The organism is Olivibacter sp. EAT-5 (genome assembly GCF_044784325.1).
Lineage (GTDB): Bacteria > Bacteroidota > Bacteroidia > Sphingobacteriales > Sphingobacteriaceae > Olivibacter > Olivibacter oleidegradans.
On sequence record NZ_CP173028.1, the window covers coordinates 4,311,135 to 4,337,810 of the forward strand.

21 protein-coding genes are annotated in these 26,676 nt (G+C 41.6%); 5 read left to right on the top strand and 16 right to left on the bottom strand.

Features of this window, described 5'->3' with window-relative positions:
• Positions 1–5: 5 nt before the first annotated feature.
• The 4 genes from ACH11B_RS17890 to ACH11B_RS17905 form a co-directional block, all read right to left on the bottom strand.
• The gene (locus ACH11B_RS17890) at positions 6–1,604 is read right to left on the bottom strand and encodes a phage integrase SAM-like domain-containing protein (RefSeq protein WP_377609200.1); all 1,599 of its coding nucleotides are present in this window, start codon (positions 1,602–1,604) and stop codon (positions 6–8) included.
• Between the two features lie 431 nt (positions 1,605–2,035).
• Entirely contained in the window at positions 2,036–3,088 is a 1,053-nt protein-coding gene (gene rsgA, locus ACH11B_RS17895; protein ID WP_377609198.1) for a ribosome small subunit-dependent GTPase A, read from the bottom strand.
• Between the two features lie 778 nt (positions 3,089–3,866).
• On the bottom strand, positions 3,867–4,496 hold the full coding sequence (locus ACH11B_RS17900) for a response regulator transcription factor (protein ID WP_013666469.1): 630 nt from the start codon (positions 4,494–4,496) through the stop codon (positions 3,867–3,869).
• 132 nt (positions 4,497–4,628) lie between these two features.
• Positions 4,629–5,183: a hypothetical protein gene (locus ACH11B_RS17905; protein ID WP_130857469.1), complete on the bottom strand. Its 555-nt coding sequence runs from the start codon at positions 5,181–5,183 to the stop codon at positions 4,629–4,631.
• A 153-nt stretch (positions 5,184–5,336) separates the two neighbouring features.
• Here ACH11B_RS17905 and ACH11B_RS17910 point away from each other — a divergent pair, with 153 nt between their 5' ends.
• A complete protein-coding gene (locus tag ACH11B_RS17910; protein ID WP_377609196.1) occupies positions 5,337–6,056 on the top strand; it encodes a LytR/AlgR family response regulator transcription factor in 720 nt (239 codons plus the stop codon).
• A 61-nt stretch (positions 6,057–6,117) separates the two neighbouring features.
• Here the strand turns inward: ACH11B_RS17910 and ACH11B_RS17915 are convergent, their stop codons facing one another.
• Positions 6,118–6,885, bottom strand: a complete 768-nt coding sequence (locus ACH11B_RS17915; protein ID WP_377609194.1) for a carboxypeptidase-like regulatory domain-containing protein — start codon at positions 6,883–6,885, stop codon at positions 6,118–6,120.
• A gap of 28 nt (positions 6,886–6,913) precedes the next feature.
• Positions 6,914–8,230: a hypothetical protein gene (locus tag ACH11B_RS17920; protein ID WP_377609192.1), complete on the bottom strand. Its 1,317-nt coding sequence runs from the start codon at positions 8,228–8,230 to the stop codon at positions 6,914–6,916.
• Positions 8,231–8,446: 216 nt separating this feature from the next.
• Here ACH11B_RS17920 and ACH11B_RS17925 point away from each other — a divergent pair, with 216 nt between their 5' ends.
• The gene (locus tag ACH11B_RS17925; protein WP_377609190.1) at positions 8,447–9,772 is read left to right on the top strand and encodes an OmpA family protein; all 1,326 of its coding nucleotides are present in this window, start codon (positions 8,447–8,449) and stop codon (positions 9,770–9,772) included.
• 57 nt (positions 9,773–9,829) lie between these two features.
• Here the strand turns inward: ACH11B_RS17925 and ACH11B_RS17930 are convergent, their stop codons facing one another.
• Together ACH11B_RS17930 and ACH11B_RS17935 are read right to left on the bottom strand one after the other, a co-directional pair.
• Positions 9,830–10,012, bottom strand: a complete 183-nt coding sequence (locus ACH11B_RS17930) for a hypothetical protein (protein WP_013666475.1) — start codon at positions 10,010–10,012, stop codon at positions 9,830–9,832.
• 48 nt (positions 10,013–10,060) lie between these two features.
• Positions 10,061–10,867 carry a hypothetical protein gene (locus ACH11B_RS17935; protein ID WP_130857474.1) on the bottom strand — a complete coding sequence of 269 codons (807 nt, stop codon included), beginning with the start codon at positions 10,865–10,867 and terminating at the stop codon, positions 10,061–10,063.
• 203 nt (positions 10,868–11,070) lie between these two features.
• Between ACH11B_RS17935 and ACH11B_RS17940 the strand changes: the two genes are divergently transcribed.
• Positions 11,071–13,086 carry a tetratricopeptide repeat protein gene (locus ACH11B_RS17940; protein ID WP_377609188.1) on the top strand — a complete coding sequence of 672 codons (2,016 nt, stop codon included), beginning with the start codon at positions 11,071–11,073 and terminating at the stop codon, positions 13,084–13,086.
• Positions 13,087–13,172: 86 nt separating this feature from the next.
• Here ACH11B_RS17940 and ACH11B_RS17945 read toward each other — a convergent pair whose 3' ends face one another.
• Positions 13,173–14,372: a pyridoxal phosphate-dependent aminotransferase gene (locus ACH11B_RS17945; protein ID WP_130857476.1), complete on the bottom strand. Its 1,200-nt coding sequence runs from the start codon at positions 14,370–14,372 to the stop codon at positions 13,173–13,175.
• A 100-nt stretch (positions 14,373–14,472) separates the two neighbouring features.
• Entirely contained in the window at positions 14,473–14,853 is a 381-nt protein-coding gene (locus tag ACH11B_RS17950; RefSeq protein WP_013666480.1) for a DUF1573 domain-containing protein, read from the bottom strand.
• A 465-nt stretch (positions 14,854–15,318) separates the two neighbouring features.
• Between ACH11B_RS17950 and ACH11B_RS17955 the strand changes: the two genes are divergently transcribed.
• Entirely contained in the window at positions 15,319–17,736 is a 2,418-nt protein-coding gene (locus ACH11B_RS17955; RefSeq protein ID WP_377609186.1) for a thiamine pyrophosphate-dependent enzyme, read from the top strand.
• Positions 17,737–17,846: 110 nt separating this feature from the next.
• On the opposite strand, the gene aroC is transcribed toward ACH11B_RS17955, so the two are convergent.
• The 6 genes from aroC to ACH11B_RS17985 form a co-directional block, all read right to left on the bottom strand.
• Positions 17,847–18,947, bottom strand: a complete 1,101-nt coding sequence (aroC, locus tag ACH11B_RS17960) for a chorismate synthase (RefSeq protein WP_013666482.1) — start codon at positions 18,945–18,947, stop codon at positions 17,847–17,849.
• A 49-nt stretch (positions 18,948–18,996) separates the two neighbouring features.
• Positions 18,997–20,244 carry a 3-phosphoshikimate 1-carboxyvinyltransferase gene (gene aroA, locus ACH11B_RS17965; RefSeq protein ID WP_130857478.1) on the bottom strand — a complete coding sequence of 416 codons (1,248 nt, stop codon included), beginning with the start codon at positions 20,242–20,244 and terminating at the stop codon, positions 18,997–18,999.
• A complete protein-coding gene (locus ACH11B_RS17970; protein ID WP_013666484.1) occupies positions 20,244–21,350 on the bottom strand; it encodes a chorismate mutase in 1,107 nt (368 codons plus the stop codon). The genes aroA and ACH11B_RS17970 overlap by 1 nt, the downstream gene beginning before the upstream one ends.
• 48 nt (positions 21,351–21,398) lie before the next feature.
• Entirely contained in the window at positions 21,399–22,226 is an 828-nt protein-coding gene (locus ACH11B_RS17975) for a prephenate dehydratase (RefSeq protein WP_130857479.1), read from the bottom strand.
• Between the two features lie 269 nt (positions 22,227–22,495).
• Positions 22,496–23,854: an ammonium transporter gene (locus ACH11B_RS17980; protein ID WP_130857480.1), complete on the bottom strand. Its 1,359-nt coding sequence runs from the start codon at positions 23,852–23,854 to the stop codon at positions 22,496–22,498.
• Between the two features lie 33 nt (positions 23,855–23,887).
• Positions 23,888–24,949 carry a porin gene (locus ACH11B_RS17985; protein ID WP_130857481.1) on the bottom strand — a complete coding sequence of 354 codons (1,062 nt, stop codon included), beginning with the start codon at positions 24,947–24,949 and terminating at the stop codon, positions 23,888–23,890.
• A gap of 665 nt (positions 24,950–25,614) precedes the next feature.
• On the opposite strand from ACH11B_RS17985, the gene ACH11B_RS17990 reads away from it, so the two are divergent.
• The gene (locus ACH11B_RS17990) at positions 25,615–26,667 is read left to right on the top strand and encodes a BamA/TamA family outer membrane protein (RefSeq protein WP_242627372.1); all 1,053 of its coding nucleotides are present in this window, start codon (positions 25,615–25,617) and stop codon (positions 26,665–26,667) included.
• Positions 26,668–26,676: the final 9 nt, after the last annotated feature.

Below are 26,676 nucleotides of genomic sequence, written 5' to 3' on the forward strand. Positions count from 1 at the left end.
GCATTTTATTTATTAACAATTTTCAATATTTTAGGTGCGCCCCATGCTTTCTGCATTTCGTTTCGCTTACGCTCTTCAGTAATCTTAACATAGCGCTTAAATGACTTATAATCATGGTGCCCACTGGTAGCCATGACGGTTTCCGCAGGCACACCTCTTTCCAAAGATAGCGTACAGAAGGTTTTCCGGCCTGTATGGGCGGAGATTAATTCATATTTTGGATGAAATGTAGATATTTCTTTAGCTCCTTTAAGTCTTATGATCTGCTCCATTCCATTGATTTCTGCAAGTCGACATAAAGCTTTAATATAGTCGTTGTATTTCTGATTGCTGATTACGGGAAGGGGATAGACGCAATCTTTGTATCGAGACAATATTTCCTCAGCATAACCATTAATCGGAACTATAAGAGGCTTTTTAGTCTTCTTGACGGTTATCTTGATTTCGGTGGTTTTTATATGGTTCCATCTAAGTTGAGCTAAATCGGAGTATCTTAGGCCCATTGTACAGCTGAAACAAAAGACGTCACGCACCTTAGCAAGTGATTCATAGGAAATCCATTTTATAACGTTCCCCTGTTCATCAAATGATAAGGGAGCTTTTTTGCTGTTATCTGATAGATCAAGGTGGTAAAGCGTCAAAAACTCCCTCTCTGTAAGTGCAATGACTTCAAGGTCTTGTCTTGAGACCCTGTAGTCCCGATAGCTATCATTAGTAACTATGCCATGTTTTCTGGCGTAGCCGAGAAATGTTTTTAGTGTGCTTAACTGTTTTGCTATAGTGATGTTGTTGAGTGTTTTTCCTTTTTCAGTCTTATGTTCGATAAGGAAATTGTGAAATGATTGGAAGAACGCATAATTGATTTCGTCGAATCTGACCTTTCTTTTGGTGTGAGCTTCAAAAGCCTGTAGGTGTGTTCGCAGTGACTTATATACGCCCAAACTGCCTTTTGCCCGACTTGGAGCGTTTTCTATAATATATCTATCAATAAACTCGTAAACCAACTTAGATGATGATTCTTTCTTTGTTGGGCCGGTTTTACTCTCCTTGAAGGCGCCCGCAACCATTTCCGCACTAAATGGTATGTCATTGACTTCGAATTTCTTTTCGATCCTTTCCAGTTGTAGCAAAGCTTCTGATATAATACGTTCAAAGGTGGAAATATCATCAGTATCTGCAAGGCTGTCAAATTGTCGGTCCGGAAGTATTGCTATACCGTCACTGGTGGTTCCTTTAGTTATAATATTGGGATCAATCTTGTACTTCTGATAAAGTGCTTTTAATATATCGCTGCTAGGCTTTATCATACCCTTTTCAATTTGGGTGATAACGTTTTTGTCAATGTGTAGTTCTTTCGATAGTTGCTTAATGCTGATACTGTTGGCGATCCTATACGCCTTAAAGCGAGCAGCGATCTTGTACAGGGATTTTTTAGCAAAATAAACGAACTTCTGATTTTCCTCATCCCATTGTTCAGGAAAAACGCTAACACCAGGATAGATGTATTTACGTTGGCCGCGTACCGAATAGATTATTTCAATAGGGCATTTTCCGTTCTTGCTAGCTTTATCAAGCCGCAAGTTTAACCGTGTAGTACCTTTCATTTTTACTGCAATTAAAACTCAATTCAAAGGTACGTAAATTGCTACCTAAAAACAATAGGGTAGCAAAAATGGTAGCATATTTTTCTTTATCTGCGTTTCAAATTATTTCTAAATTTTTCGTTTAAACATGCGTAAAAGCTATATTTAAAGCTTTTTAATGAAATGGCTTGTTCTGTGATGAATAAAGGTTCGAATCCCTCCGGCTCCACCAAACCCTAAAAGGCCCGGCTTTTGCCGGGTCTTTTACATTTTACTCCACTTTAATGAGATGGCTGTGCCTTGAGTGTGCGGAACGCAGGACACGGATTTCCGTCATTACCAATTGAATATATCAATATTCGCTTTGATGTTCATGGTTTTACACATAAGGAAGCTTGGCTAATCCAGGTGTTGTATTTACAGTGAAACACCTGGATTTAATCATCAGAAAATCAACGTTTTTTTATCCTCTTAGCCTCATCTGAAATTCTAGCAAAAGATTTGGCTCTTTTACGCTTTTCATATTCAGAAGTCGAAAAATGCCAAGATTCTTTTCGCAATTTGAGATAACTATTGTATACTTCCGGTTCTAAAATGCCACTGTTTACAGCTTCAACAACGGCGCACCCGGGTTCATTGATATGCATACAATTCTTAAAACGGCAGGATTCTGCAAAAGCAGAAACATCGAGCATATCTGCTAATGCCTCAGCATTGTCTGAGGCTAAGCCGAATTCTCTTATACCGGGTGTGTCTATTAGAATGCCACTATCATCCATCAAGACCATCTCTCTTCGTGTTGAGGTATGTCTCCCTTTACCTGAGGACTTGCTTATTTCAGATGTTAAAAATACCGTCCGTTCACACAGTGCATTAATTAATGAACTTTTTCCAACGCCCGACGATCCTACCAATACAATCGACTCTCCCTGGCTGACAAATTTTCGTATAGGAAGGATTGTTTCGGGAGAAAGAATACTCGTGAAAAATACCGGTATCTGGCGATCAATATGTTTCAGCGACTCATTGACTTGGTGACGATTGAATTCCAAATCAGATTTAGTGAGTATTAATATCGGCTGTATGTTTTCTTCTAATACCTGAAACATAAAGCGCTCCATTCGGCGAACGCTGAAATTGGCATCAAGGCTTTGTACAATAAATGCCTTATCGATATGGGATGCAATGGCCTGTCTTTCAGATACGGTTCCGCTCTTTCTTCGGTACAGGGTATGTTTACGTGGTAAAATATCAACGATTATTCCTTTGTTATCGTCAAAGGGTTGAAAAATAATCCAATCGCCCGTACAGGGAAGTTCAAATGATGACCTTCCATAAAGCACATTACCGCTTAGTTCGCATAATAGTACACCATGCTCGGCGATAACTTCGTAATTGGTCTTGTTTACTGCCGAAACGCGGCCATGAAAAAGATGTTTATATGCTGAATTTTGTTTTAGTTGGAATAAACTGTCGTTCCAACCATATAATGATAAGTTATTCACTGCCTTAATAATTTAAAATGATGAAATAAAATTGCTTAATTCTCTATCATCCGAACGGTTTGCAACATATAAATCACCCTTGGTAATATAGGAATTACCAAGTCAGCGATTTTAGAAACAAGCCCTCGGAATTAGGCAATCATTCCAACCACCAAATTATAATATGTGAATAGCTGTTTTTGCATAAGTTACAAAGATACAAAAGATTAATTCAACGTCCACTATGATTAGGACGAATATTAAAAGAAATGCCGGCATCGGCAATCAACTTTTGTGAGACGCTTTTTTGACAGCACCGCAAATAATAGAAAAAGATAGCCCCTCCAAAACACTTATGGGAAGTGCGGAGGGGCTCAACCTAAACCTATTTATCATAAAAGTACTAGATGAATTAGATGATTGCAAGAAACGTTCTAGGCATTCCGTTAATTGTTACCCGATTTCCCAATGGATGAGAAAAAGTGATCTATCCTAATGCTTGTTACCCTTCTCCTAAATTGTGGTACACGGAAAAACCAAAATAATAAAAGGCTGATTTTGCAATGCAAACCAGCCTTTTCTTGGAACTCTATTATTATGTTGTCAAATCATTCCAAATATAGAAGTAGTATGTTAAGCCGATATTATGAATAAATTATCTATTCTATGTCTGGCAAAAAGAGATTACAGAAAACTGCCTTAATACGCATAATACAATAATACCTAGACATCGTAAGTAGTAAAGGTAGAAAAGAGTGTCACTACGGATAAATGCGCTGCGATCGACTTTAGCCGACAGTTAGATCAGTCCACGTAAATAGGCCTCTTTAATGAGGCCCGCCATTGTTTTTACATTGAGTTTCTGATTAAGACTATGGCGATGTGATTCAACGGTTCGGATGCTTAAAAAAAGTTTATCGGCGATCTCCTGGTTAGAATACTCATTCGCTATCAAAGCGAGAATTTCTTGCTCTCGGCTTGTCAGTTTTACCGCTACGGTTGTTCGCTTGCCTGAGATTGTTTGATTTACAACAGCTATTTCAACCTGTTTGTCAATAAATTGTTGGCCCTGAGATACCATTTTGATAGCTGTGATCAGCGTGTTTTTGTCGGTCCCCTTTAATAGATATCCTTGCGCACCATTACGCATCATTTTCTTTATATAAACGACTTCATCGTGGTTGGTAAGTGCTATAATTCGGATACTTGGAAATTGCTTTTGCAGCAACGTGCATAAATCAAGTCCGTTAACATCGGGCAGTTCAATATCTAATAAGAGTACATGTGGTACTTGCTGCGTTAAGGCTTCCATTAATTCTTGAGCCGTTCCGGCCGTAAAAATTAGTTGACAGTCTTTCTGTTCGCTTAACATATGAGCCAAGCCACTGATGATAAGGGCATGATCATCCACAATTCCAACGTTAATCATCTTATAGTATTTTCTTGTAGGCAAAATAACAAAAAAAGCGGAGTATATAGGTTTAGCGCGGCCGCCTTCGTTTAAACAACGACTAGCGTATTGTTGATGTTAGTCGTTGTATTGGCGAATGTACCTTAGTATTTAAACCTTCTTAGCAACATAGGTGGTTCGTATAGTATGCTTTCCCTTGCTCGATTGGTGAGTGGAAACAAAGGTGATTTTATTGGGAGTAATAGTTTCAAGTTTGCCCTCAATGGGTTTGCTGCCGTCATATCGCTCCATAATCAGTGTTTTCGTGGACGGGTTATAAGCCCAGGTCCCGGTTTCTTCGACCTTGCCTTCGTCTTCTTCGCAGGAGGTAGCGCCTCTGTGGGTGATGATAAATCCATCTGCACGAAATAGATCCGCATCATCGCGCTCGCAAGGCCTTATTAAGATCATTAAGTCTGTATCCAACTTGCCATCAGCATTCAGGTCGATGGCTGGCTGAATGCTTGCGGCCTGCATGGTCCAGTGCTGATTACCAAAGGGTGATTCCTCGACTATTGTTGTTGTGGCTGCCGGTCTACCAGCCGCTGAACATACCATGATGGCCGCCGCCAATGATATTGATCGTAAAGTGTTTTTATGGTTCATTTCTGTTCTTTTTTCTTCCACAAAATTAATGGTAATGGTAGCTTGAATTTTCGGGTGCATTACCGATTAACGGATTTAAGTAGTACTACTGAATTCTTCTTCTCCGCAATAGTGCGCTAAAATTCACCAACTCCTTGTACTAGTTTTGGGCAACGACATATAGGCTGTCGAAAGGTTATTCCCTTTAGTTTTTGCATAGAAATAATATTAAATATGAATAAAACGATTTTAATCGCTGACGGAGAGTCTCGTTACCGGGAATTGATCCGTCAACACATCAACAGTCGTCCGGGATTCCGCGTGGTAGGAGAATGTCGCAATCGATGTGAAACTATACGATATGTAAATGCCTTGGAACCTGACGTGCTCTTCTTGGATATTCAGTTGAGTGAGGCTAACGATACTGATTTTTTGCAAACTACGTCTCATCTGCCAAAGGTAATTTACACAGCGGCTATCGATAGTGGAGTCAGTCAGCTAGCAAATAGGAGAGATTCGACGTTTCTTTTAAAACCTTATAATGACAAACAACTCGATACGGCCTTGCAGATCGTTAGCACGGTACCTGCTTTTGAAGGCCTAACACACCAAGCGGTGCTTTGGGCTGATCGTCCGAAAAGCATTTTGGCTGAAGAAGGGGGAAGATTGAAAAGAGTTTCCTTAGGTGATGTCTGCTATTTAAAAGCAGCTGGCGATTACACCGTGATTCATTGCGCGATGAAACAATATTTAAGCTCTTCTGGTATTGGTGCGATTGAAAAAAGGTTGGATCCGTCGTTGTTTATCCGCGTACATCGTTCATTTATAATTAATATTGAACACCTTGATGCTTGCTATCGGGATATTGGTAGATGGTATTTAACAATGGAAGACGGCCGGCAGATAAACGTGGGCAAACATTATCAGGAAAATATGAAACAACTTATTTTATAATAACCATGGAATATTTTGTGGATAACGAAGACTACTATGGCTATTGTTTGGGAGCCAATCATCAAGGCTCCCAATAATATTCTATTTTAGCACAATTGTCACATTGTGAGGTCACTTGAGGAAGGAAATCGAGGTGGTAGGTCTCTTGAAATTCCTGCTCGGAGTTCCACGTTCTGAACTTCAACGATTTTCCCTGATAGCGGGCTGTTAATTGGTACTTGCCAATAGGAACATCTAAAATGCGATGGTTATCTTTACTTATGCGATGAAGGATTTTACCTTCACTTCCGTCAATGAGCGGCGCGAGTGGTGTAAATATGAAATCGATCTCCTTTACATTGATGTAGACTCCTGGGAAGCTGTCAATTGTTACTAATCCTCCATAATAACCAGATAGTGGCTGTGGCATGTCGCCCGATAATTTCCAAACAAAATTACGAACGGCTCCTTCATTCCCGAAACCACCTGCGTTTTCAGGATGGAGATAAAAAGTAAAATTTTTACCATTATATTTAGCTGTGTGTTGTGCAAACGCGTACCAAGATCCGGCTGGTACTTTTATTTTGTATTTTCCCTCGTCATCGGTAATTGTACTGAGATCCGAATTAAAAAAGATACTGTGATCAATTAGCACGCGAACGCCTTCCATCGGAATACCCCTATCATTTTTTATAGTTCCACTAACATAACCCGTTTCAGGTGCCTTCGAGTCACTATCGTCTAATGACCCTAAATTATTTTCTTTCGTACATCCAATTGCTAGGCTCGGTATAACAGTTAGCAGTAAAAGGGCGGCGCAAAGCTTGCGGTAATTCAGTTTATATTTCATGGTGATTTAAATTAAAAATTCATCAGTTTCAGTTGCGTTTTAGTTTAAAGGAAATTTCCAGTTCTCTGGCATCGCTAAACCCACAAATCTGTTCTCTGTAATACGCGGTCCCCTTAAATGTCCCTTCAATGAAGCCCTCTACAGAGGTGATGTTGGTTGTACCGCTATACTGAAAACCGGGACATTTGTCATACCCATTTACATAACTGTTCAGGCCTCCTGCGTTTCGTGGAAGTGTGAGTGCAATAAAGGATTTTCCCTTTTCCATACCGCCAACGTACGATCCGAGCGCCGTACCAAAGCATTGCAGGTTTATCACGAGCGATTGCGCTTGATTCGTGCCTCTGATGACGATCTGATTCTCTTGAACGGCGGCTATCGCTAAATGAGACATGTCATAGCTTACCCCATTCATTTTAAGAGAAAAAAAATTGTTAGGTTCTAAACGGATTTTGGTGATAAGAATGAGTTTCTCCATCTTTCGCCGGCCGTTGGGTGCGAGTGGGTCGCTGATATAGCCGTTTTTGCTTTCGATTTCTACTTGAATCTCCACATCGGTGGTTTTTGTGACTGTAGCAGGAGCGGTATATAAAGCATTTCCCATCAAGCCGTGCGAATTTTTTTCTGCTTTCAGGCTGCCGGGGCCGGAGATGATTTTCCAGTTTTTCACGCTCATGCTCTTCGAATACCCAATGGGATCGAAAGCCGCAAGAGGGACGCTGTCAATGCTGTTTACTGGCATAAGTGATCCTAGAACCATTTCCAGTAACTGCAGGTTAACCGCTTGATTGGCCCCGATCTGCTCTTTATCCTTTCGTAAGGAAATGAAATCGAACCAGACCCAATCGCTAAAATGGGTGGTCTCTACGGTAAGCTGTCGGCGTTCTTTATCAAGTACCGTAGGGACTCCGCACCATACACCATCACTTCGTTGGTAGGCCACCATACGCGTATCCGGATTTGATATATCTGCCGTATCATAAGGAAAGGCAATGCGAACAGCTTGTTTGAAATGGACGCCTTCGGGCAATAATCGGAAACCCGTATGTATGGATTCATCGTCTAATGTATTCCGTATAGGTTGAATCTGAAATAAAGTTGACTTGTCGACTGCGCCTGCGGGAACATGCACGGTGATTATATCGTTGAGCGACAAAACACCGCCTTCTGGACCTATTGATTTGGATACCCCTATAGCTAACACTTCACCCTTTGGTTTTGCAGTCGGCTGCCCGAAAACGGGTTGTACTTCTTCATCTACAGGTAGTTTATCTTTCCTACAAGATGAAATTGAAACGATGCCTATTAATAATAGGACTACATGGAAAAGTTGATTGCGATTCATGTTTTTTTGAGCAAGTATAGCCATCCACTCAGCTCGTTAATGGAGTTTTTCGACGAATGGCTGTTATAAGCGATGAAGATGCGTATAAAAGGATGTGTGGATTTTGATTGTTTAGTCGACGTTATTAGGCGCTTATCCATTTATGCTGCAGTTGGTCGAAAATAATAACCTAAACTCTTAAACGCCTGTAAATTTGATAGCTATAAATTAAATAACATGAATGCATTTGGAATAATAAGGCTAAGTTTGGGGATGAGTATTTACCTCGTAGGTCTTGGCGTAGGATCAAGCGCGCAAGCTCAGTCCCTTTTTAAAAAAATCAAAAACAGAGTGGAACAAACGGCCACAGAAAAAGTACTGAACAAAGCCGATAAGGTGGTAGGAGAGGGTGTCGATAAAGCAATTGATGGCACTAGCGTGAAAGGAAACACGAAAGTTCTTGCTGAAAAACCGGAAGCATCTTTGACACAGGTTACGCCTGACAGCACCACGTTTATCAAGGCTTTTGCAAAATATGATTTTGTGCCAGGAGATTCGATTATTTATGCAGCTGATTTTGCGGACGATGTGAATGGTGAACTGCCCTCAGGCTGGAACAGCAACGCGGGTTCAGTGCTTGTAAAGCTCAATCAAATTCCGGGTAATTGGTTGCGACTAGCCCAGCGCAGCGTATGCCTCAGTAGTAATGATCAGCTACTCGGACCCGATTTTACGGTAGAATTTGATTTGCTTATGCAATTTGATTTAAAAGGTTGGTTGCCGCCATCTTTCCGGTTTGGCCTATTGGCCTCGGGTAATGTTTCTTCTACAGACAATACGTTGTTGAATGATCCGAAAGGTGTTAAATCTTTCTATACTGAACTGGCACCGCTTGCTGATTGCGCCAATATCGCCTTGGAAAGCTATCAGGCTTATACTCGCTACTTTCATAGTATGCCGAAAAAACATACTGAGCTAGCTCAATGGTACGGGAAGCCGGTACATATAGCGATCCAGGGCCAAAAGGAACGCTTGCGTATCTGGCTTAATGGCGAGAAGCTGTACGATGTACCAAAAGGAATACCCGGCGAAAATGAATTTAATCAAGTGTTCTTCAGCCTGTCGAGCAGTCCTTATAAGGATGAACAGGTTGGTGTATATATAAGCAATGTTAAAATTGCAAAAGGTATGCCGGATGGTCGGACTAAGTTACAGAAAGAAGGAAAATTTAGCACTACCGGCATTCTTTTTAGCACGGGGCAAGCAACTATTCTTCCGGAGTCTGAAGGTGTTTTGAAATTTATTGCCTCTATATTGGCCGAAGATCAGGCTGCCAAAATACAGGTGGTAGGACATACGGATGCGGTAGGGGATGATAAAAGCAACCAGATCCTTAGTGAGCGCAGGGCGGAAGCGGTAAAGCGGGCATTAACAACGCGATATGGTATCGCAGAAATCAGCTTGCAAACGAGTGGAAAAGGTGAATCAGAGCCTGTTGCTGACAATCAAACGGTCAAGGGAAGGACACGTAATCGGAGGGTCGAATTTATCCGTATTCAATAAAGGGTGCGTGTAATACGAAATTAACCTAATCGATTTTTTGGATCGTAGCCTAGCAGTTTATTCGGCTAAGCTACGATCTTCAACCTGCTCTTCACTCAGTTGGAATATCATTTGAATAATACGCAATCGCTGCTGCAAACTCATATCGTTGGCTTTAATTCTTAGCGCACGTTTTTGTCTAACCTGGCCCAGCAATCCGAACATTTCTGCATAGTTGTTTTTTGAAGATTTCTTTCTCATTTTTTTGCATTAATAAATAGCTCATGCCTTACTAAAGTTTGGCAGAGGTTAAATCATTTTTAATTGTTTTAGCATCTGCTCTACTACCAATATTAAGCGAAGATTTTCGGTAAGGTGCCCGTGCTGAATTTCAATATTTATATAAGGGATGCGACGTTGCTGCGCATAGACCGAAAGCGAACCGTCTATTGCCTGGGTACTTTGTAGCACCACGTTTATTCCCATCCGCCGCAGATAAGTATAGTAGCTAGCTTCGGTGACGAATATCAGATCGTCAGCGTCCATAAGTGGGTTGACATAAACGCTATCCGCTACAGTTTTAAGCTTTCCGCTTAGGTAAGAGTTAATATTGAAATTGCCCTCGGTGTTATTATGCAAAGTAATAAAACAGTTTGTGTGGAGGTTTTTGTAGCGTTGGAGTAAAGAATCAGCTAAGGACCGTACTGGTTGTATTTCTTTGGCAGTAGGGGCCTGTTTGCTATAAAACCGCATGCTTTTATATAATCCCGTTGATTCAAACATTTGATTCGGATCAAAAGCGTAATTGCCCTTTTTGTTCCTAAACGTAATATTGCGTACCTCGCCATAACAGAGTTCGGTAATTGAGCCGCCAATTAAACTGCAATAGATCTCTGCCGCTTCTTTTCCGGTGTTCTCGTCATCGTGTAATATCAAGAAATTTAATTTTGGTTTACCATATATACGTTGCTGGATTTTAATCGTTTTTCCCGGTAATTCATAAAGGCAATGACTGTTTGATATAATTGCGACGGAGCCGAAGAATAGTAATTTGAGCATAGCCGGGGAAAAGAGGGGTATGGTATAATACCATATTTTACTGATTAAAGTATCCATTTAAATTAAGTTGAGTTGGTTTTCCCCCGTAAGGGCTTAACAAATATGACCCTTTAAACAAGCTCTTTTTATAGGATTCGATGAAGTATCAAAAAATGGCGATAAGCGTTAAATTGATGCCATGAACGAATAGAGTATTTAGCAGATACATACGCCTTTATCATAATAATTTTCTAAATTAGTTTTGAAATTTAATCACCTAAATGGAAACCAAAAATGAAACTGTATCAGGTAATCGGGCGGTTATTCCTTTGTTGCCTACCTATAAAAGAATCTGTACGTTAAAGCGCTTTTTTTTGCTATTTGTATTAAGTATCATGATGGTCAAGGCGCTAGGACAAATCAGCCAAGCTGATACGAGCCGCGTATATATGCTGGTTAATCTGGCGAAAGAGAAACAGCAGCAGGGATCAGCGGATTCCGCCGAATTCTATTTTAAAGAGGCAGGTAAACTGGCTCAGCGTCTGGCATTTGATAAAGGAATGCTGCAGTATGCTGGTCATTATTGTGTCTTTTTGTACCAGGAGGTTCGATATAATGAAGCATTAGCTATGGCTAAAAAGCAATTAGCAATCAGCCTTAAACTTAAGGATTTACCACGGGCTGCTGCGGCGTATAATAACATGGCTTTGCAATATCAGGCTTTGGGGGAAATGCAACGAGCCTCTGAAATGTTGATGAGTGCCCTGAATATTTTATCGGACATCGATCGTCCTACGCGACAGGATAGCTCGTTTTTACGAAAATACTATAACAACCTCAGTTCATTGCTACTTGATATGAACGATTTAGCGAAGGGCTTGCGCTATGCCATAAAATCGTATCAAATCGCTGAAGAATTACAGGATTCGGCCGGCATTGGGAGTAGTTTAGTCAATATGCTGGTTGCGGAGGCTATGAGTGGTAAGCTGGCTGATGCTGAAAAACACTGCCTAGAGCTATTGGCGCTTGGTCGGTCTTTAACTGATCCGCCTATGCAACTAAGGGCGCTTATTAATCTCGCTGACATTTATTGTCGACAAAAAAGGTATGAAGTGGCACTTTTAACCTACGATAAGGCGCAAGCTCTACTTGCAAAAGCGCCGCCAGGCAATGAGGTGTACATACTTGCCGGACTGTCGACAGTTTATAAAAACATGAAGCGATATGGAGAGGCGGATACTTATTTTAGCAAGGCGTTGGCCCTTGCCGAAAATGAGCTTGCTAAGCCGCAGCAAATGGAACTGCTACTTTCCGGAGCGGAGATTAAAGAAGCCACCGGATCATATCGAGAGGCACTTGACCTACGTAAACAGTATGAGCAACTCAGTGATTCGCTGCTTAATAGCGAAACACATCATACTATTCAGGAGTTGGAAGTGAAGTACCAAGCGTCGGAGAAACAAAAAGCTTTGGTAGAAAGAGACCTCAAGATCAGCAAGCAGCAACGTGAACTCGAACGCAAAAATAAGTGGATAATCCTTTCTATATTGGCAATGGTGATACTCGGCGTCTTCTTTATTTTTAGCAGATTTATCAACAAATTGAAACGGAAGGCAGAAGCGTCACGGCAAGAAAGTCGTTTGTTGGAAGCGAAGTTGAGAGGCGAAGAGGAAGAACGCGCTCGGACTGCACGTGAATTGCATGATGGGGTAGCAAGCATACTCTCAGCAGCAAAACTTCACTTAGGTATGGAGCTCGTCAATGAGCCGAAGACCGAAGGGAATGATGTCAATCGCCTGCTCGAATCGGCTCTAAAGGAGATCAGGAATATTTCTCATAACCTTGCACCGGAGGCTGTACTTGAGGAAGGCTTTGCCTATGCTATAGAAGAGTTCTGCCGTCGGGTTCGAAGCTCCTCACTTGAACTGAATTGCTATGTTATTGGTACATTGCCAAAATTCAAAAAAGACGACGAACTTTTATTGTATCGCATGATACAAGAAGCCGTTGCCAATATGGTAAAACATTCGGAGGCCACGGAAGGGATTGTACAGTTGGTAGCCACAGAAAATAGACTAGCAATTACTATAGAAGATAATGGTGTGGGATTTGATGTCGGGGGATCGAAGTCAAAGGGGCTCGGCCTGAAAAACCTGCTCTCCCGTACACAACTTTTAAAGGGTGTATGCGAAATTCAATCAACGCCGAATAAAGGCACCTCGATTTACATTGAAGTAAGTGCTACTGAAGTTGCGGAATCAAAAAAAATGCGAGGGCGAAAGGAAGTGATTGCTTAGGCCTGCAATGTTCAACAGATGTTGGTCTTATTTGAAGGCAAAGGCCGAATGGTTATCCGGCCTTTATTAAAATGAGATAGTTTAACTTACTGTGTACGACCCGGATAGTTTTCCAGTCCTTTTTCAATGCAACTTATGGCGCTGGCCAAGTCTTCCAGGCATAAAACATAAGCAAGCCTAACTTGCTGTTCACCTAAACGGGTATCTGAATAGAATCCGGTTGCCGGTGCCATCATAACCGTCTGGTTATTATAGTCAAATTCTTCCAGCATCCATTGGCAGAACTTATCCGCATTATCGATTGGTAGTTTCGCAACTACATAAAATGCACCACCCGGAGTAGGGCAGTAGACACCTGGGATTTTATTCAGTCCTTCTACCAGTAAATCTCGTCTTTTTGTATATTCACTGATTACATTATCAAAGTAACTTTGTGGCGTGTCAATAGCAGCTTCGCCTGCTATCTGGGCAACTGCGGGAGGGCTTAATCTTGCCTGTGCAAATTTTAAACCGGCTTCCAGTATCTCTCGGTTTTTGGTGATTAAACAGCCTAGTCGAGCACCACATGCGCTATATCTCTTGGATACGGTATCAAAAACGACGACATGATTTTCCAATCCTTCCATATGCATCGGAGAAATGAAAGTATTACCATCGTAACAGAATTCTCGGTAAGCCTCATCAGAAAAAAGGTAAAGATCGTGTTTAAGGCAGAGTCCTTTCAGTGCCTCCATCTCTTCCTGCGAATAGAGGTATCCCGTAGGATTGTTGGGGTTGCAAATGATAACGCCTTTCGTCTTCGGACCAATCAACTTTTCAAATTCGGCAATATTGGGTAAAGCAAAGCCATTATCTATACTGGAAGGAATTGGCTTTACTTCCACACCGGCCATACATGCGAAGCCGTTATAATTGGCGTAAAAAGGCTCCGGTATAATCACTTCATCTCCGGGATCGAAACAGGATTCCATGGCAATTGTAATTGCCTCCGATCCGCCGGTGGTTACGAGAATGTTATCTGCTGAAATATTATAACCAATGTTATTATAATAAGTGCTTAACTTTTCGCGATAGCTGGCATTTCCTTGTGAGGGAGTATAGGCCCACACCTTGAAGTTAATGTTTTTAACGGCATTGAGCATGGTTTCCGGCGTTTCAATGTCAGGTTGTCCGATATTGAGATGGAAAACTTTTTTGCCCATTTTTTTTGCTTCGTCGGCATAGGGTGTCAATTTTCTAATAGGGGAAGCGGGCATGCGCTTACCCTTGTTGGATATTGTTGGCATAATATATTGTTGGCAATTTTGATACAAACTTACTAAAGTAAATCAACAAAAAAAGCCGCTTAGTTTATGAAGCGGCTTCCTGTTGTTCTTATTAAATGCTTTATTTTACTACTTCTCCTTTTATATAAAGGGACTTTAGCGGCGTCTTTGCATTTGAACGGATGGTTACCGACTTGCTGAAAGGTGCCGCCTGGGCTGCGTTGAAGGTTACACTGATGGATCCCGCTTCACCCGGCTTTATCGGCGCATTTGTGTACTTAGGAACGGTACAACCACAAGAAGACTCGACTTTGGTAATAATCAAAGGTTCAGTTCCTACATTCGTAAACTTAAATTCATACGAAACGGGTTTACCTTGGGGAATCTTGCCAAAATCATAAGTCTCTTTTTCGAACTTAAACTCCGCATTGCCATCTACTTTCCAAGCCGTGAAGGCTGTGAAAGCCACTAAAAGCGTAAAAATGGTTAATAGTTTTTTCATTTGCATACATTTTTTAGCGATGAAGTAATCTGCCGTTATCTGAGACAGTCTCATCTTTTTGTTTTTGTATAAGAATCTATTTCCTATGCTTTACAGCACCTTTGCCGGTGCTGTCCAAAAGCAAGCAAACTTCAATTCTTCGCATAAATTTATAACAAAAATATGATAAAAGGCAATTATAATGCCAATAAAGTAAGTAATATATTTGTTTCTATTTGATAGTGAAGCGCTTCATTTTATGGTGCCAACTAGTGCGAAACAATTCCGTTTTTTTATAGTCGACTAATAATGTTACTTTTACGGAAGAATGAACCAATTTAATTTATGATATAATGCTTTATGTGCACAGCTGAAATTTTGTTTGTTCTTTATGTGAAATTTTAAAATAGCTTTGGGGTTTGTAGGCATAACGCAGAATTTTATATAATTTTTATTACTTTTGAATTTTAAGCATGATTTCTTGATATGTCAGATACTCACTTGAAATATACGGATCCGATTGATACCTCGAAACTTAGCTTTGAAGATTTTAAAGCTACAGTATTGAATGATTATCGCATTATATGCGAGAGTAGGGAAGCTAGCTTGTTAGGACGGAAAGAGGTATTAACGGGAAAAGCCAAGTTCGGCATTTTCGGTGATGGCAAGGAGGTGGCACAGATTGCAATGGCAAAGGTCTTTAAAGAGGGAGATTGGCGTTCGGGTTATTATCGAGATCAGACTTTTGCTTTTGCTACCGGTATATCAAATGTGTATGAATTTTTTTCTCAGATGTATGCACATCCGGATATTGAGGCGGAGCCTGCATCAGGAGGTCGCATGATGAATGGCCATTTTGCTACACGCGAGCTAAATGCCGATGGAAGTTGGGTCAATCAAACGCAACTTAAAAACTCTTCGGCAGATGTTTCTACCACCGGCGGACAAATCCCGCGATTGCTTGGCTTAGCGCAGGCGTCGAAAGTATATCGAGAAAATAAGGAGCTTGCTTATTTAACGCATTTTTCAAACAATGGGAACGAGGTGGCTTTTGGCACGATCGGTAATGCTTCCACTTCGGAGGGGGTTTTCTTCGAAGCATTCAACGCTGCCGGCGTGTTACAGATTCCCTTAGCTATTTCTGTTTGGGATGATGGTTACGGCATTTCGGTCCCCAATAAGTACCAAACGACGAAAGAAGACATTTCGGAAGTATTGCGAGGTTTTCAACGAGATGAAAAGGGGGAAGGGTATGAGATATTCAAAGTGCGCGGGTGGGATTATCCAGGCCTTTGTGAAACCTACGAACGTGCTATTCGTATGTGTAGGGAGGAACATGTTCCGGTATTTATCCATGTGATAGAGATGACGCAACCACAAGGGCATTCCACTTCCGGATCTCACGAGCGATATAAATCAAAAGACCGGCTCGACTGGGAAGCTGAATATGACTGCCTGGTGCAGATGAGAAAATGGATGCTCGAATCGGCCATCGCAACGGAAGACGAACTGGTCATGATTGAGCAGCAGGCGAAAGAATTTGTGAAGGAAGAGCAAGTGAGAGCTTGGAAAGATTATATAGGCGCTTTTGCCGAAGAAAAAGCAAAGGCTATTGAATTGCTGAATGCGATTGAGCATAAGTCGGCAAAAATTTTAGCTAATCGACTAAATGCAATCAAAGAACCGAATTTAAAGCAAATTTACGGTACCATTAGAAAGGCTTTAAGAGAATTGAGGGGGCAAGAAAGCCAAGGAAAGGATGCTTTAATCCGATGGTATAGAAAGCAGCAAAATGTCAATTACGAACGTTATAATTCAAAGCTATTTACTGATACGCCGGAGGCGCCGGATAAGGTAGAGATGGTACCTGTGGCTTACGATGAAGATGCAAGAATGGTAGACGGGCGCGAGGTGCTTAACGCTTGCTTCGCTGCCAATTTTAGTCGTGAACCGCGGTTATTGGCTTTCGGTGAAGATGTAGGAGCTATCGGCGATGTGAATCAGGGTTTCGCAGGCTTGCAAGCTAAATTTGGCGAACATCGTATTTTTGATACCGGTATTCGGGAAACGGCTATCATCGGACAAGGCTTGGGTATGGCACTAAGAGGACTGAAGCCAATTGCTGAAATTCAGTATGTAGATTATCTACTATATGGACTCACGGTAATGAGTGACGATTTGGCGTCTTTAAGTTATCGTACCAAGGGTGGGCAAAAGGCACCTTTAATTATTCGTACCAGGGGACATCGCTTGGAAGGAATATGGCATTCAGGTTCGCCTATGTCGATGATCTTAGGCTGCTTGAGAGGACTTCATGTATGTGTACCACGTAATATGACGCAAGCTGCCGGTATGTACAATACCTTGTTGCGGTCGGACGAACCGGCGCTGATGATTGAGAGTCTGAATGGTTATCGCTTGAAAGAACGAATGCCTGCCAATGTGGGCGATTTCACGGTTCCTTTAGGAATCGCTGAGGTGGTGAGAGTGGGTAGCGATATTACGGTTGTTTCTTATGGATCTACACTTCGCTTGGTACAGGAGGCTGCGGGTGAACTAAGTGAAATGGGAATTTCGGTTGAAATTGTAGATGCACAAACCTTACAGCCTTTTGATAAACTACATACTTGTGGGCAATCGCTCTCAAAAACCAGCAAACTGTTGGTAGTAGATGAAGACGTTCCTGGCGGAGCTTCTGCCTTTATATTGCAACAAGTGTTGGAAGAGCAAAACGGATATTTCCATCTCGATTGTAAACCTCGTACTCTATCCGCTAAAGCACATCGGCCACCTTATGGTTCGGATGGGGATTACTTTACGAAACCATCTGTAGATGATATCATCGAGATGATTTACTCGATGATGCATGAATCCAATCCTGATAAATTTCCGGAAATTATCTAAAAAAGAAGTTAAAAGTCGTCATTTCGATTAGGCAGTGCGAAGCTGGAAATTTTCTAGTTTATATTCATCGCACTGGTCTCAACTGAAATGACGACGATAGATAGAGATCGTTACGCGCGACCTAAATTCAAATTGCGTAAATAGTGATCAACAATTACTAAGGCAGCCATCGCTTCTACAATCGCTACCGCCCTGGGAACAACACAGGGGTCGTGCCGACCTTTTCCTGAAATCTCTGTTTCTTCTCCTTGCTGGTTAATCGTAGATTGTGAACGCATAATCGTTGCGACAGGTTTAAACGCGACCCTGAAATTGATGTCCATACCATTTGAGATACCGCCTTGAATACCACCTGAAAAGTTCGTTAAGGTTTTAAGCGAAGTCGCCTGCTTAATAGGATTAACGAAAATATCGTTATGTTCTGAACCGCGCATGCTTGCACCGCTAAAGCCTGATCCGTATTCGAAACCATGAACCGCATTGATACTTAACATAGCTTTGCCTAAATCGGCATGCAATTTGTCAAATACCGGCTCACCTAAACCGACCGGAACTCCCTTTATAACCGCACTCACCACGCCACCAACGGTATCTCCCTCTTTTCTGACGGAATCAATAAAAGTAATCATTTGGTTGGCCGTAGCAGGATCGGCACATCGAACAATGTTTGCTTCCCGAATAGCCACTAATTGATTTACATCCAGATCTCCCAAATTAGGGGCTTCTATATTTCCAACGGCTGACACGTGGGCAAAAATGCTTATACCAAGTTCTTTAAGAAAAAGTTTGGCCACAGCCCCTGCTGCTACTCTTGCCGCAGTTTCTCTAGCCGAAGAACGTCCACCTCCACGATAATCACGTATGCCGTACTTCGTTTGATAAGTATAATCGGCATGAGAAGGACGATACTTATCCTGAATATGAGAATAATCCTTCGAGCGTTGGTCTTCGTTTGGAATGAGCATTGCCAACGGAGTGCCGGTAGTTTTTCCTTCGAAAATGCCGGAAAGAATTTTAACGGTGTCGCTTTCCTTTCGTTGGGTGGTGATTTTTGACTGACCAGGTTTGCGTTTATCGAGCTCAGCCTGTATAAAATCAAGGTCGACACTTATATTTGGAGGACAGCCATCAATGATTACACCAATAGCATCTCCATGAGATTCTCCAAAAGTAGTAATACGAAAGCTCTGTCCGAATGAATTTCCTGCCATAGGTAATAATTTTTGTTAAAGTAATTGTATGTTTTCGAAGGACGCTTGCTTAATCTAATATAAAACCTACGCTTGCCAAATGCTCCCAGAAAGCGGGGTATGATTTACCCACCACCGCAGGATCTTCGATTACAATCTCGTCAAAAGCAAGAGCCAACGGAGCAAAGGCCATTGCCATACGATGGTCTTCGTAGGTTTTTATTACGGTGCTTTTTGGCATCGCTTTGTTTGATGTCCTCAAGTGATAAATTTGATTGTCTTCAAGCAATTGCACTCCAAATTTAGCTAATTCATTTTGAAGCGCTAAAATACGGTCTGTCTCTTTGATCTTAAGGGTTTCTAAACCGGTAAAGCTTGCATCGTATCCCAGAGCTGCACAACAAGCAATAATGGTTTGTGCTAAATCAGGGCATTCTTTTAAATCAAAAAACCGTTTGCTGTCCGATGTAGTCGTTTTCTCAATTTTAACACCTTTATTTTCAAAGGTGGAACGAACACCAAAGTTTGCCATAATTCCAGCAATTGCACGATCGCCTTGTAGACTGCGATCTTTAAGTCCGGGTAAAAATAAGCAACTACCCAGTGGCGCAAGTGCTACTAAGGCATACCAGTAAGATGCGGCACTCCAATCAGGCTCTACGTGTAGGATCGAATCTTGTACGGGTTGCTTGCGGATTGTAATGCTATTTTCATTCCACTCATGAGTAATTCCTGTTTCTCTTAACATATCCAAGGTCATATCGACGTAGGGTTTGGATGTTAAGGTGCCTAGGATATTTAGACGAAGCCCCTTAGGAAGAAACGAAGCAACAAGTAATAAAGCGGATAGGTATTGACTGCTGACATCACCTTTTATAAAGACTTCTTCCTGCTGTTGCGTGAAATTACCATGTATTTGCAAAGGAGGGAAGCCTGGTTGTTCAATGTAATTTATATGCGCGCCAATGGTTTGAAGCGCATCAACTAAGATACCTATGGGACGTTGTTTCATCCGTTCAGACCCCGTTAATACGAAGGAGCCCGGAATGGTTGAAAGGTAGGCGGTAAGGAAACGCATAGCCGTTCCCGCAGGTCCGACATCAATTGTTCGGTTTTCCTGCGGTGTATGCAGCGAGTCCAAAACAGCTTTCAGGGTTACAGTATCATCTGCATTGGATAGATTCTCGATGCGAACTTTTCCTTTGCTGAGCGCGCTTAAAATAAGCGCGCGATTACTTTCACTTTTAGATCCGGTTAATTGAACGGTGCCTTGTATGGCCCCGTTCGGATACGATACGCTGAGTGTTTTCGTGTTCATTAGGCCTCCACTGCTGGTTTGGCGTTCATGATTTGATTCTGTTTGCGAATAGATTCACCGTGAATCAATTCTAATAATTTAACAGTAAAGTCTTCCTCCAGGTTTAAGGCCTTTGCAAATTTGCTGCGTTTCTCGATGATTTCCTCCCAGCGATTTACCTGTAAAATCGTTACTTTATTGTCTCTTTTGTATTCACCGATTTTTTCAACGATTTTCATTCTATCTGCAACTTTTTTGATGATCTGATCATCAATAGCATCAATCTCCTTCCGCAAGGCAGCAAGTTTATCTTCGAATACGGGGTCATTTGATTCTGCTTTTCGAAGGGAAAGGTTGTTAATGAGATCTGCTAATGCTGCCGGAGTTACTTGTTGCTTTGCGTCTGTCCAAGCTACCGATGGATCGATGTGCGACTCAATGATAAAGCCTTGCATGTCCAAATCCACTGCTTTTTGCGCTACGTAAGGTATTAATTCTCTTGTGCCGCAAATATGGCTAGGATCATTGATGATAGGAAGTTCGGGGGCCACCGTTTTTAATTGAATAGCTAGATCCCACATAGGCTCGTTACGGAAAGCTGTTTTTTCATAGGAAGAAAAACCACGATGTATTGCGCCCAATTTCTTGATTCCTGCGCGATTGATACGCTCTAAAGCGCCAATCCACAACGATAGGTCGGGATTAACCGGGTTTTTTACTAAGACTGGAACATCGACGCCCTGTAGGGCATCAGCAATTTCCTGAACGGTAAAAGGATTGGCAGTTGAGCGGGCACCTACCCATAGTATATCCACACCGGCAGCTAACGCCTCCTCTACATGTTTGGCGGTAGCCACTTCTGTTGCGGTCAATAAGCCGGTCTCTTCTTTAGCTCGTTTTAACCATTCCAGGCCGATGCTTCCAATGCCTTCAAATTCGCCCGGACGAGTACGGGGTTTCCAGATGCCTGCGCGTAACACAGAGATCTTGCCGGTGGCAGCCAGCAAATGAGCCGTAGCAACTACTTGTTCTTCTGTTTCGGCACTGCAGGGTCCCGCAATTACTAAGGGTTCTTTGCCGGTAGCTAACCATGAGCTTAAGGGCAAGATGTCTAAATTTAGCTTCATTGTTCTATTGTATTATATTTTGTATTGCTGTTAATAATTCCTAGTTTATTATACCTTATCGTTTTTTATATACTCGCCTAAAATGTTAAAATTAATGGTATGTTTGAGCGTTTTCCGAATCGCTGCATCGTAGTTGTTTTGTTTTTTCCACTCAATGTCCACATAAAAATCATATTCATTGCGCTTTCCCAATACGGGCATCGATTGGATTTTACTCATGTTTATTTGCTCTTCAGCAAAAAAAGTGAGTACACGAGCTAAGGATCCGATGCTATTGTCTGTTTGAAAGAGCAGCGTTGCTTTGTTGGCTTTGGGATTTTCTGTTTTTTCTTTGGAGAGAATCAGGAAGCGCGTATAGTTCTTTTTGTTTGTTTCAATCCTCCGATCAATGATTTCCAAACCATATAATTTTGCCGCTAACTGATTCGCTACAGCTGCCGTGTCAGTTAATTTATTTTCGGCGATTTTTTTTGCGCAGGAGGCCGTATCGGTACCTTCCGTTATTTTAAATTGAGGGTGTTCCTCCAAGTAATCAGCACACTGCCGTAAGGCAATAGGATGAGATTCTACCTTTTTGATCTGTTCTAGTTTAGTTCCTGGTAAAGCTAGCAGGTTAAGCTGAATGCTTAAATAGACCTCACCTACAATCGGGAAGTGATAATCGTGCAGTAGTGTGTAGTTAGGAAGCAAACTTCCGGCAATGGAGTTTTCGATGGCCATCACAACATAGTCTGCCTCATTCTTCTTTAAAGCCTCGCATGTATGTTTAAAAGTTTCGCACTCCACCGTCTGGATGTCTTGACCGAAATATTTGAAAGCTGCTTCTTCGTGGAAAGAAGCACGTGTTCCTTGAATAGCTACTCTTATTTTGCTCATTTTAAATCTCAAAAAAAAAAGTCCCGGTGAACAACCGGGACTTTCTTATACATTTTATTTCTTTATACATGCATATTAATCCCGGCCCTTACTGCTAAAGTAAAAGTAACCAAAGAACCAATATGCAGCTGTGTATTTCATTTTTTCTTTTTGATACCGCAAATATATGTAAGAATTATTATGAAACAAGAAAAAAAATAAAAAAATGTAAATATTCTTTCCTGATGCAGTTCTCTTCAAAAGAAAATGGCTGCATCAGGCATCGTTGTTTAGGCACTTGGCGATGAAATCAAAGTGCCCTGTGTATAGTTTTCGTTGTGTTGCGATAAATCTAAACCTTGCTCTTCTTCCTCGGAAGTAACACGAAGTGGCTGAATCAAATTAACCAGCTTAAAGATGACGAAAGATACTGCAAAGCTGAAGGCTACAACGATAAGCATCGCTTTCAATTGGGTGAAAAAGAACTCTGGATTGCCATAGAAGAGGCCGTCGTTACCTATTGGATTCACCTTTTTGCTGGCAAAAACACCCGTCAACAACATGCCAACCATACCGCCTACGCCATGACAAGGGAATACATCCAACGTATCATCCAAAGCTGACTTAGATTTCCATTGAACGACAAGATTAGAAATGATGGCCGCAACCACGCCGATGAAAATGCTTTGCGGAATTGCTACGAAGCCCGCTGCGGGGGTAATGGCTACCAGGCCGACAACCGCTCCGATACAAAAACCTAGTACAGATGGTTTTTTTCCTTTAATGACATCAAAAAACATCCAGGACAGGCCTGCTGCAGCGGCGGCTGTATTCGTCGTGCCGAACGCGGATACCGCTAAATCATTTGCAGCCAGTGCCGACCCTGCGTTAAAGCCAAACCAACCGAACCAAAGCAAACCGGTGCCTATTAATACATAGGGAATGTTTGCCGGTGGTACTTCTTGGTGTTCAAGGTGCGATTTTCTGCGTTTTAGTACCAATGCTCCTGCTAGTGCAGCGCAGCCTGCAGATATATGTACCACGGTTCCACCAGCGAAATCAAGCACGCCCATCTTAGCTAAAAAGCCTTCGGGGTGCCAGCTCCAGTGTGCCAAGGGAGCATAGACAAACAGACAGAACAATACGATGAAAAGGATGTAGGATGTAAATCGGATGCGTTCGGCAACGGCACCGACTACTAATCCGGGAGTAATGATGGCGAACATTAGCTGAAAAAGTGCAAATAAGGAAAGTGGAATCGTAGGTCCACCGCCCCAAGGTTCACCGGAAATTACGTTATTAAAGAACAGAAATGTTTTTGGATCACCAATGAAACCGCCTATCGAATCACCGAAACAGAGGCTAAACCCAACAATAACCCAGATTACACTTACGATTCCGGCCGCAACTACACTTTTGATCATCGTGGAGATTACATTTTTTCGATGCACCATACCTCCATAAAAAAAAGCCAAACCGGGAGTCATCAGGAAAACCAAGGCTGCTGCCGTAATTACCCATGCAATGTCAGCTCCACTGTAAACGCCCTCACCATTAAATGCTGTGACGGGTTGAATAAAAATTGAGGCAATAGCCACCGCAATCAAGACCAGAAAGGGTGTCGATTGTTTGATTGAATTTGTTTCCATAATTGTACTTAAAGTTGATTTCTACTATTTTCTTTAGAATGCGTACACAGCTGCAATTAAAAACTGTGACGCTGTTTTTGTCGTATTTAAATTCTTTTTGAAGAATATTTCCTCCGAACCGGAGTCGAGCCGGAGTTCGGGTATGATCGTTAAAGGACCCGCTTTTACATTCCCGCTAAGAGTGATAGCCTTAATCGAAGTGCCTTCCGTTTTTACATTATCTACCGTTGTGTCCTTGTTTTTGAAATACTCGCCTCGTGCACCTAAGGCAAAGGCATCAGAAAAGGCGTACTGGGCGTACAAGGCACCGCCGTGATAACCACCTTCGTCATCGGAAATCTTATAATTTGCACCGTTCAGACCGAGTTTGAATGCGTCGGTTATTTGGTAAGAAGTGGTTAAGTCGAAGATGGTGCCGGTACCACTTACGTCAGGTGCCGAATGGCCATTAAGAAAATTGAGGTATGCATCCCAGCCTTCTACAGGCGAAACGTGAAGTTGGGCCCCCACATGTGATACGCCATTGAGATCCTGGTATTGATTCCAGTCATTGAAAAGACCAACCATTAAACTTACCTTCTCTGAAAAGGTGTACGTGCCCTTTATTCCGGCATTTTGAAAAGGGCCTGTCGAAAAAAGATAGGAAGTAGAGTAGTTAAAGTTACCCGTAGGTGAAATAATTTCATATCCTATAAAGGTTCCCATGAAACCTGCAGTCATTGAAAACTTGTCGGTAAAATCATAGCTAACATACAGGTTTTGCAAATGGAAGGAATCGCCATCTTTGCCGGGAACAATGGATTGACCTTGTCCGCGAGGGCCAAAAGAAATTTCTCCAACAAAAGAAGCTTTATTCACCTTTTTGCTGACAGCTAGGTCTAACATACCTAGTGAAATAGAATTTTGCTCATTAGCAAAGCTGGTAGGGATATTGGAATACCCATTTTCCGTTCTATACCCGGAAAAATCGTACTTATAGTACATGTCAGCCGAACCGGTTATGACTAATGGACTTGTTTCATTCTCTTGAGCATTTGCACCTAGGGCAAGGGCGCAAAACATAAATGTTGAAGAAATTTTGGTAATCGATTTCATTTTTTTCGTTTGGTTTACGGTGTTTGGATAATTTGATAACGGTTTTTTTACTGTTTAGTCTTTTTTATTTCATGCAATTGTTTTGTTATGGTTTTTAAAATTGTTGTTTAACTGGAATTTTATTCTATTTTTTTTATATAAATTAGTTTTAGGTTATTTTTTTGATATATATATCTTTAATTTTTTGTCAAATCTATAATTGTTGTTGGTTATTTCCAAAAAAAAATGACTTTTTTTGATAAAAAAATAATATGATGATGTTTTTATTGGTTTTATGGCGGTTTTTGTGAGGTATTTTATTCTTTAAATGTAATTGTATGGAAATATTTTTTTACTTCTTTTTGATTTTTGTTGCTTTTGTGCTGAAGTGTTCGTTGTTTTTTAATGTTTTTTGCTTATTTGCCTTTTTTTTTAAGATTAGATTGTTTGTTTTGGATAAATCTAGCAAGAAAGCCGAATTCACTATTGACTTGCATCTGTTGCCATTTATCCTTGCTCCGAAGTTTATAATGGCATTCTAATACTTGTAGCGTATCCTTGCTTTTAATCGCATGTGCTGCGATCGATCTACTATGAAAGCTGGTGCAAAAATTTTTGGGTCTCCTATAATCATATGCTTATTGCTAAATCCTAACCTACGGGCACAAGGTCTAAAAGATAGCTGGGTGGGACGCCAGGTCCACCGGATTTTTAATGACACAGCTTCTGCCGCGGAAAAAAGCTTTACGGTTTATCCCACTTTTGGCTATGCGCCCGAAACGGGGATAGAGCTGGGGGCTTCGGCCCTTCAGCTATTTCGTGCTAAGAACGATTCATTGAACAGGTTGAGCGAGCTGCAGGCGTTCGCTTTCTTTACTTTTAAGGCTCAGTATGGCTTATGGCTTGATAATGCGATATACGGCGACAAAGACAAGTGGTTTTTGCTGGGAAGAACGCGTATCCAGCGTTTTCCTCTGTTTTATTATGGTATCGGGCCTCGTACCGGAGAATCTAATCATGCGGTGGTGGACGCTTTTAGCATTGCCTTTAAGCAACGTGTTTTAAGGAAAATCAGTAAGGATTTTTTTGTTGGCCCTGAGGTTGATTTTCAACAACTCACCGATGTGTCTTTTAATCGACCTGCTTCAGGGGGGCCGATGCTTCCCTTGGGAGCGGATGGTTCGTTAAACCTCGGACTGGGTGCGGCTTTGGTTTATGACAATAGGCATAATGTGTTAAATGTAAGGAAAGGGTTCTTTGGGGAGCTTTCTTTTTTGAACTACAGCCCCTCGTTGGCCAGTGATTACCGCTTTAATAGTGTTAATTTAGATATACGGTCTTTTCATGTGCTAAACAAGCGCAATACCCTTGCTTGGCAGCTTTTTGGCAACTTTGTCCGTGGAGATGTACCCTTCAACCTGTTAGCCCTGATGGGGGGCGATATGCTGATGCGTGGCTATTACCAAGGTCGGTATCGAGATAAGAATATGTTAGCCTCACAGGTTGAGTTTAGAATGTTGCCGTTAGCGTTCAGTAAAAGGGTAGGAGCGGTTGTATTTGGATCAATGGCAACGGTAGGTCCGAGCATTGACGCGCTTAGCTTTTCCAATCTAAAATGGTCAGGTGGTTTTGGCCTTCGTTATTTACTCTTTCCAAAAAAGGATATTTATATCCGCTTGGACATCGGTTTCACACAAGAAGGCGCGGGTTTCTATATTTTCAATGGAGAGGCTTTTTAGGATTTTTTT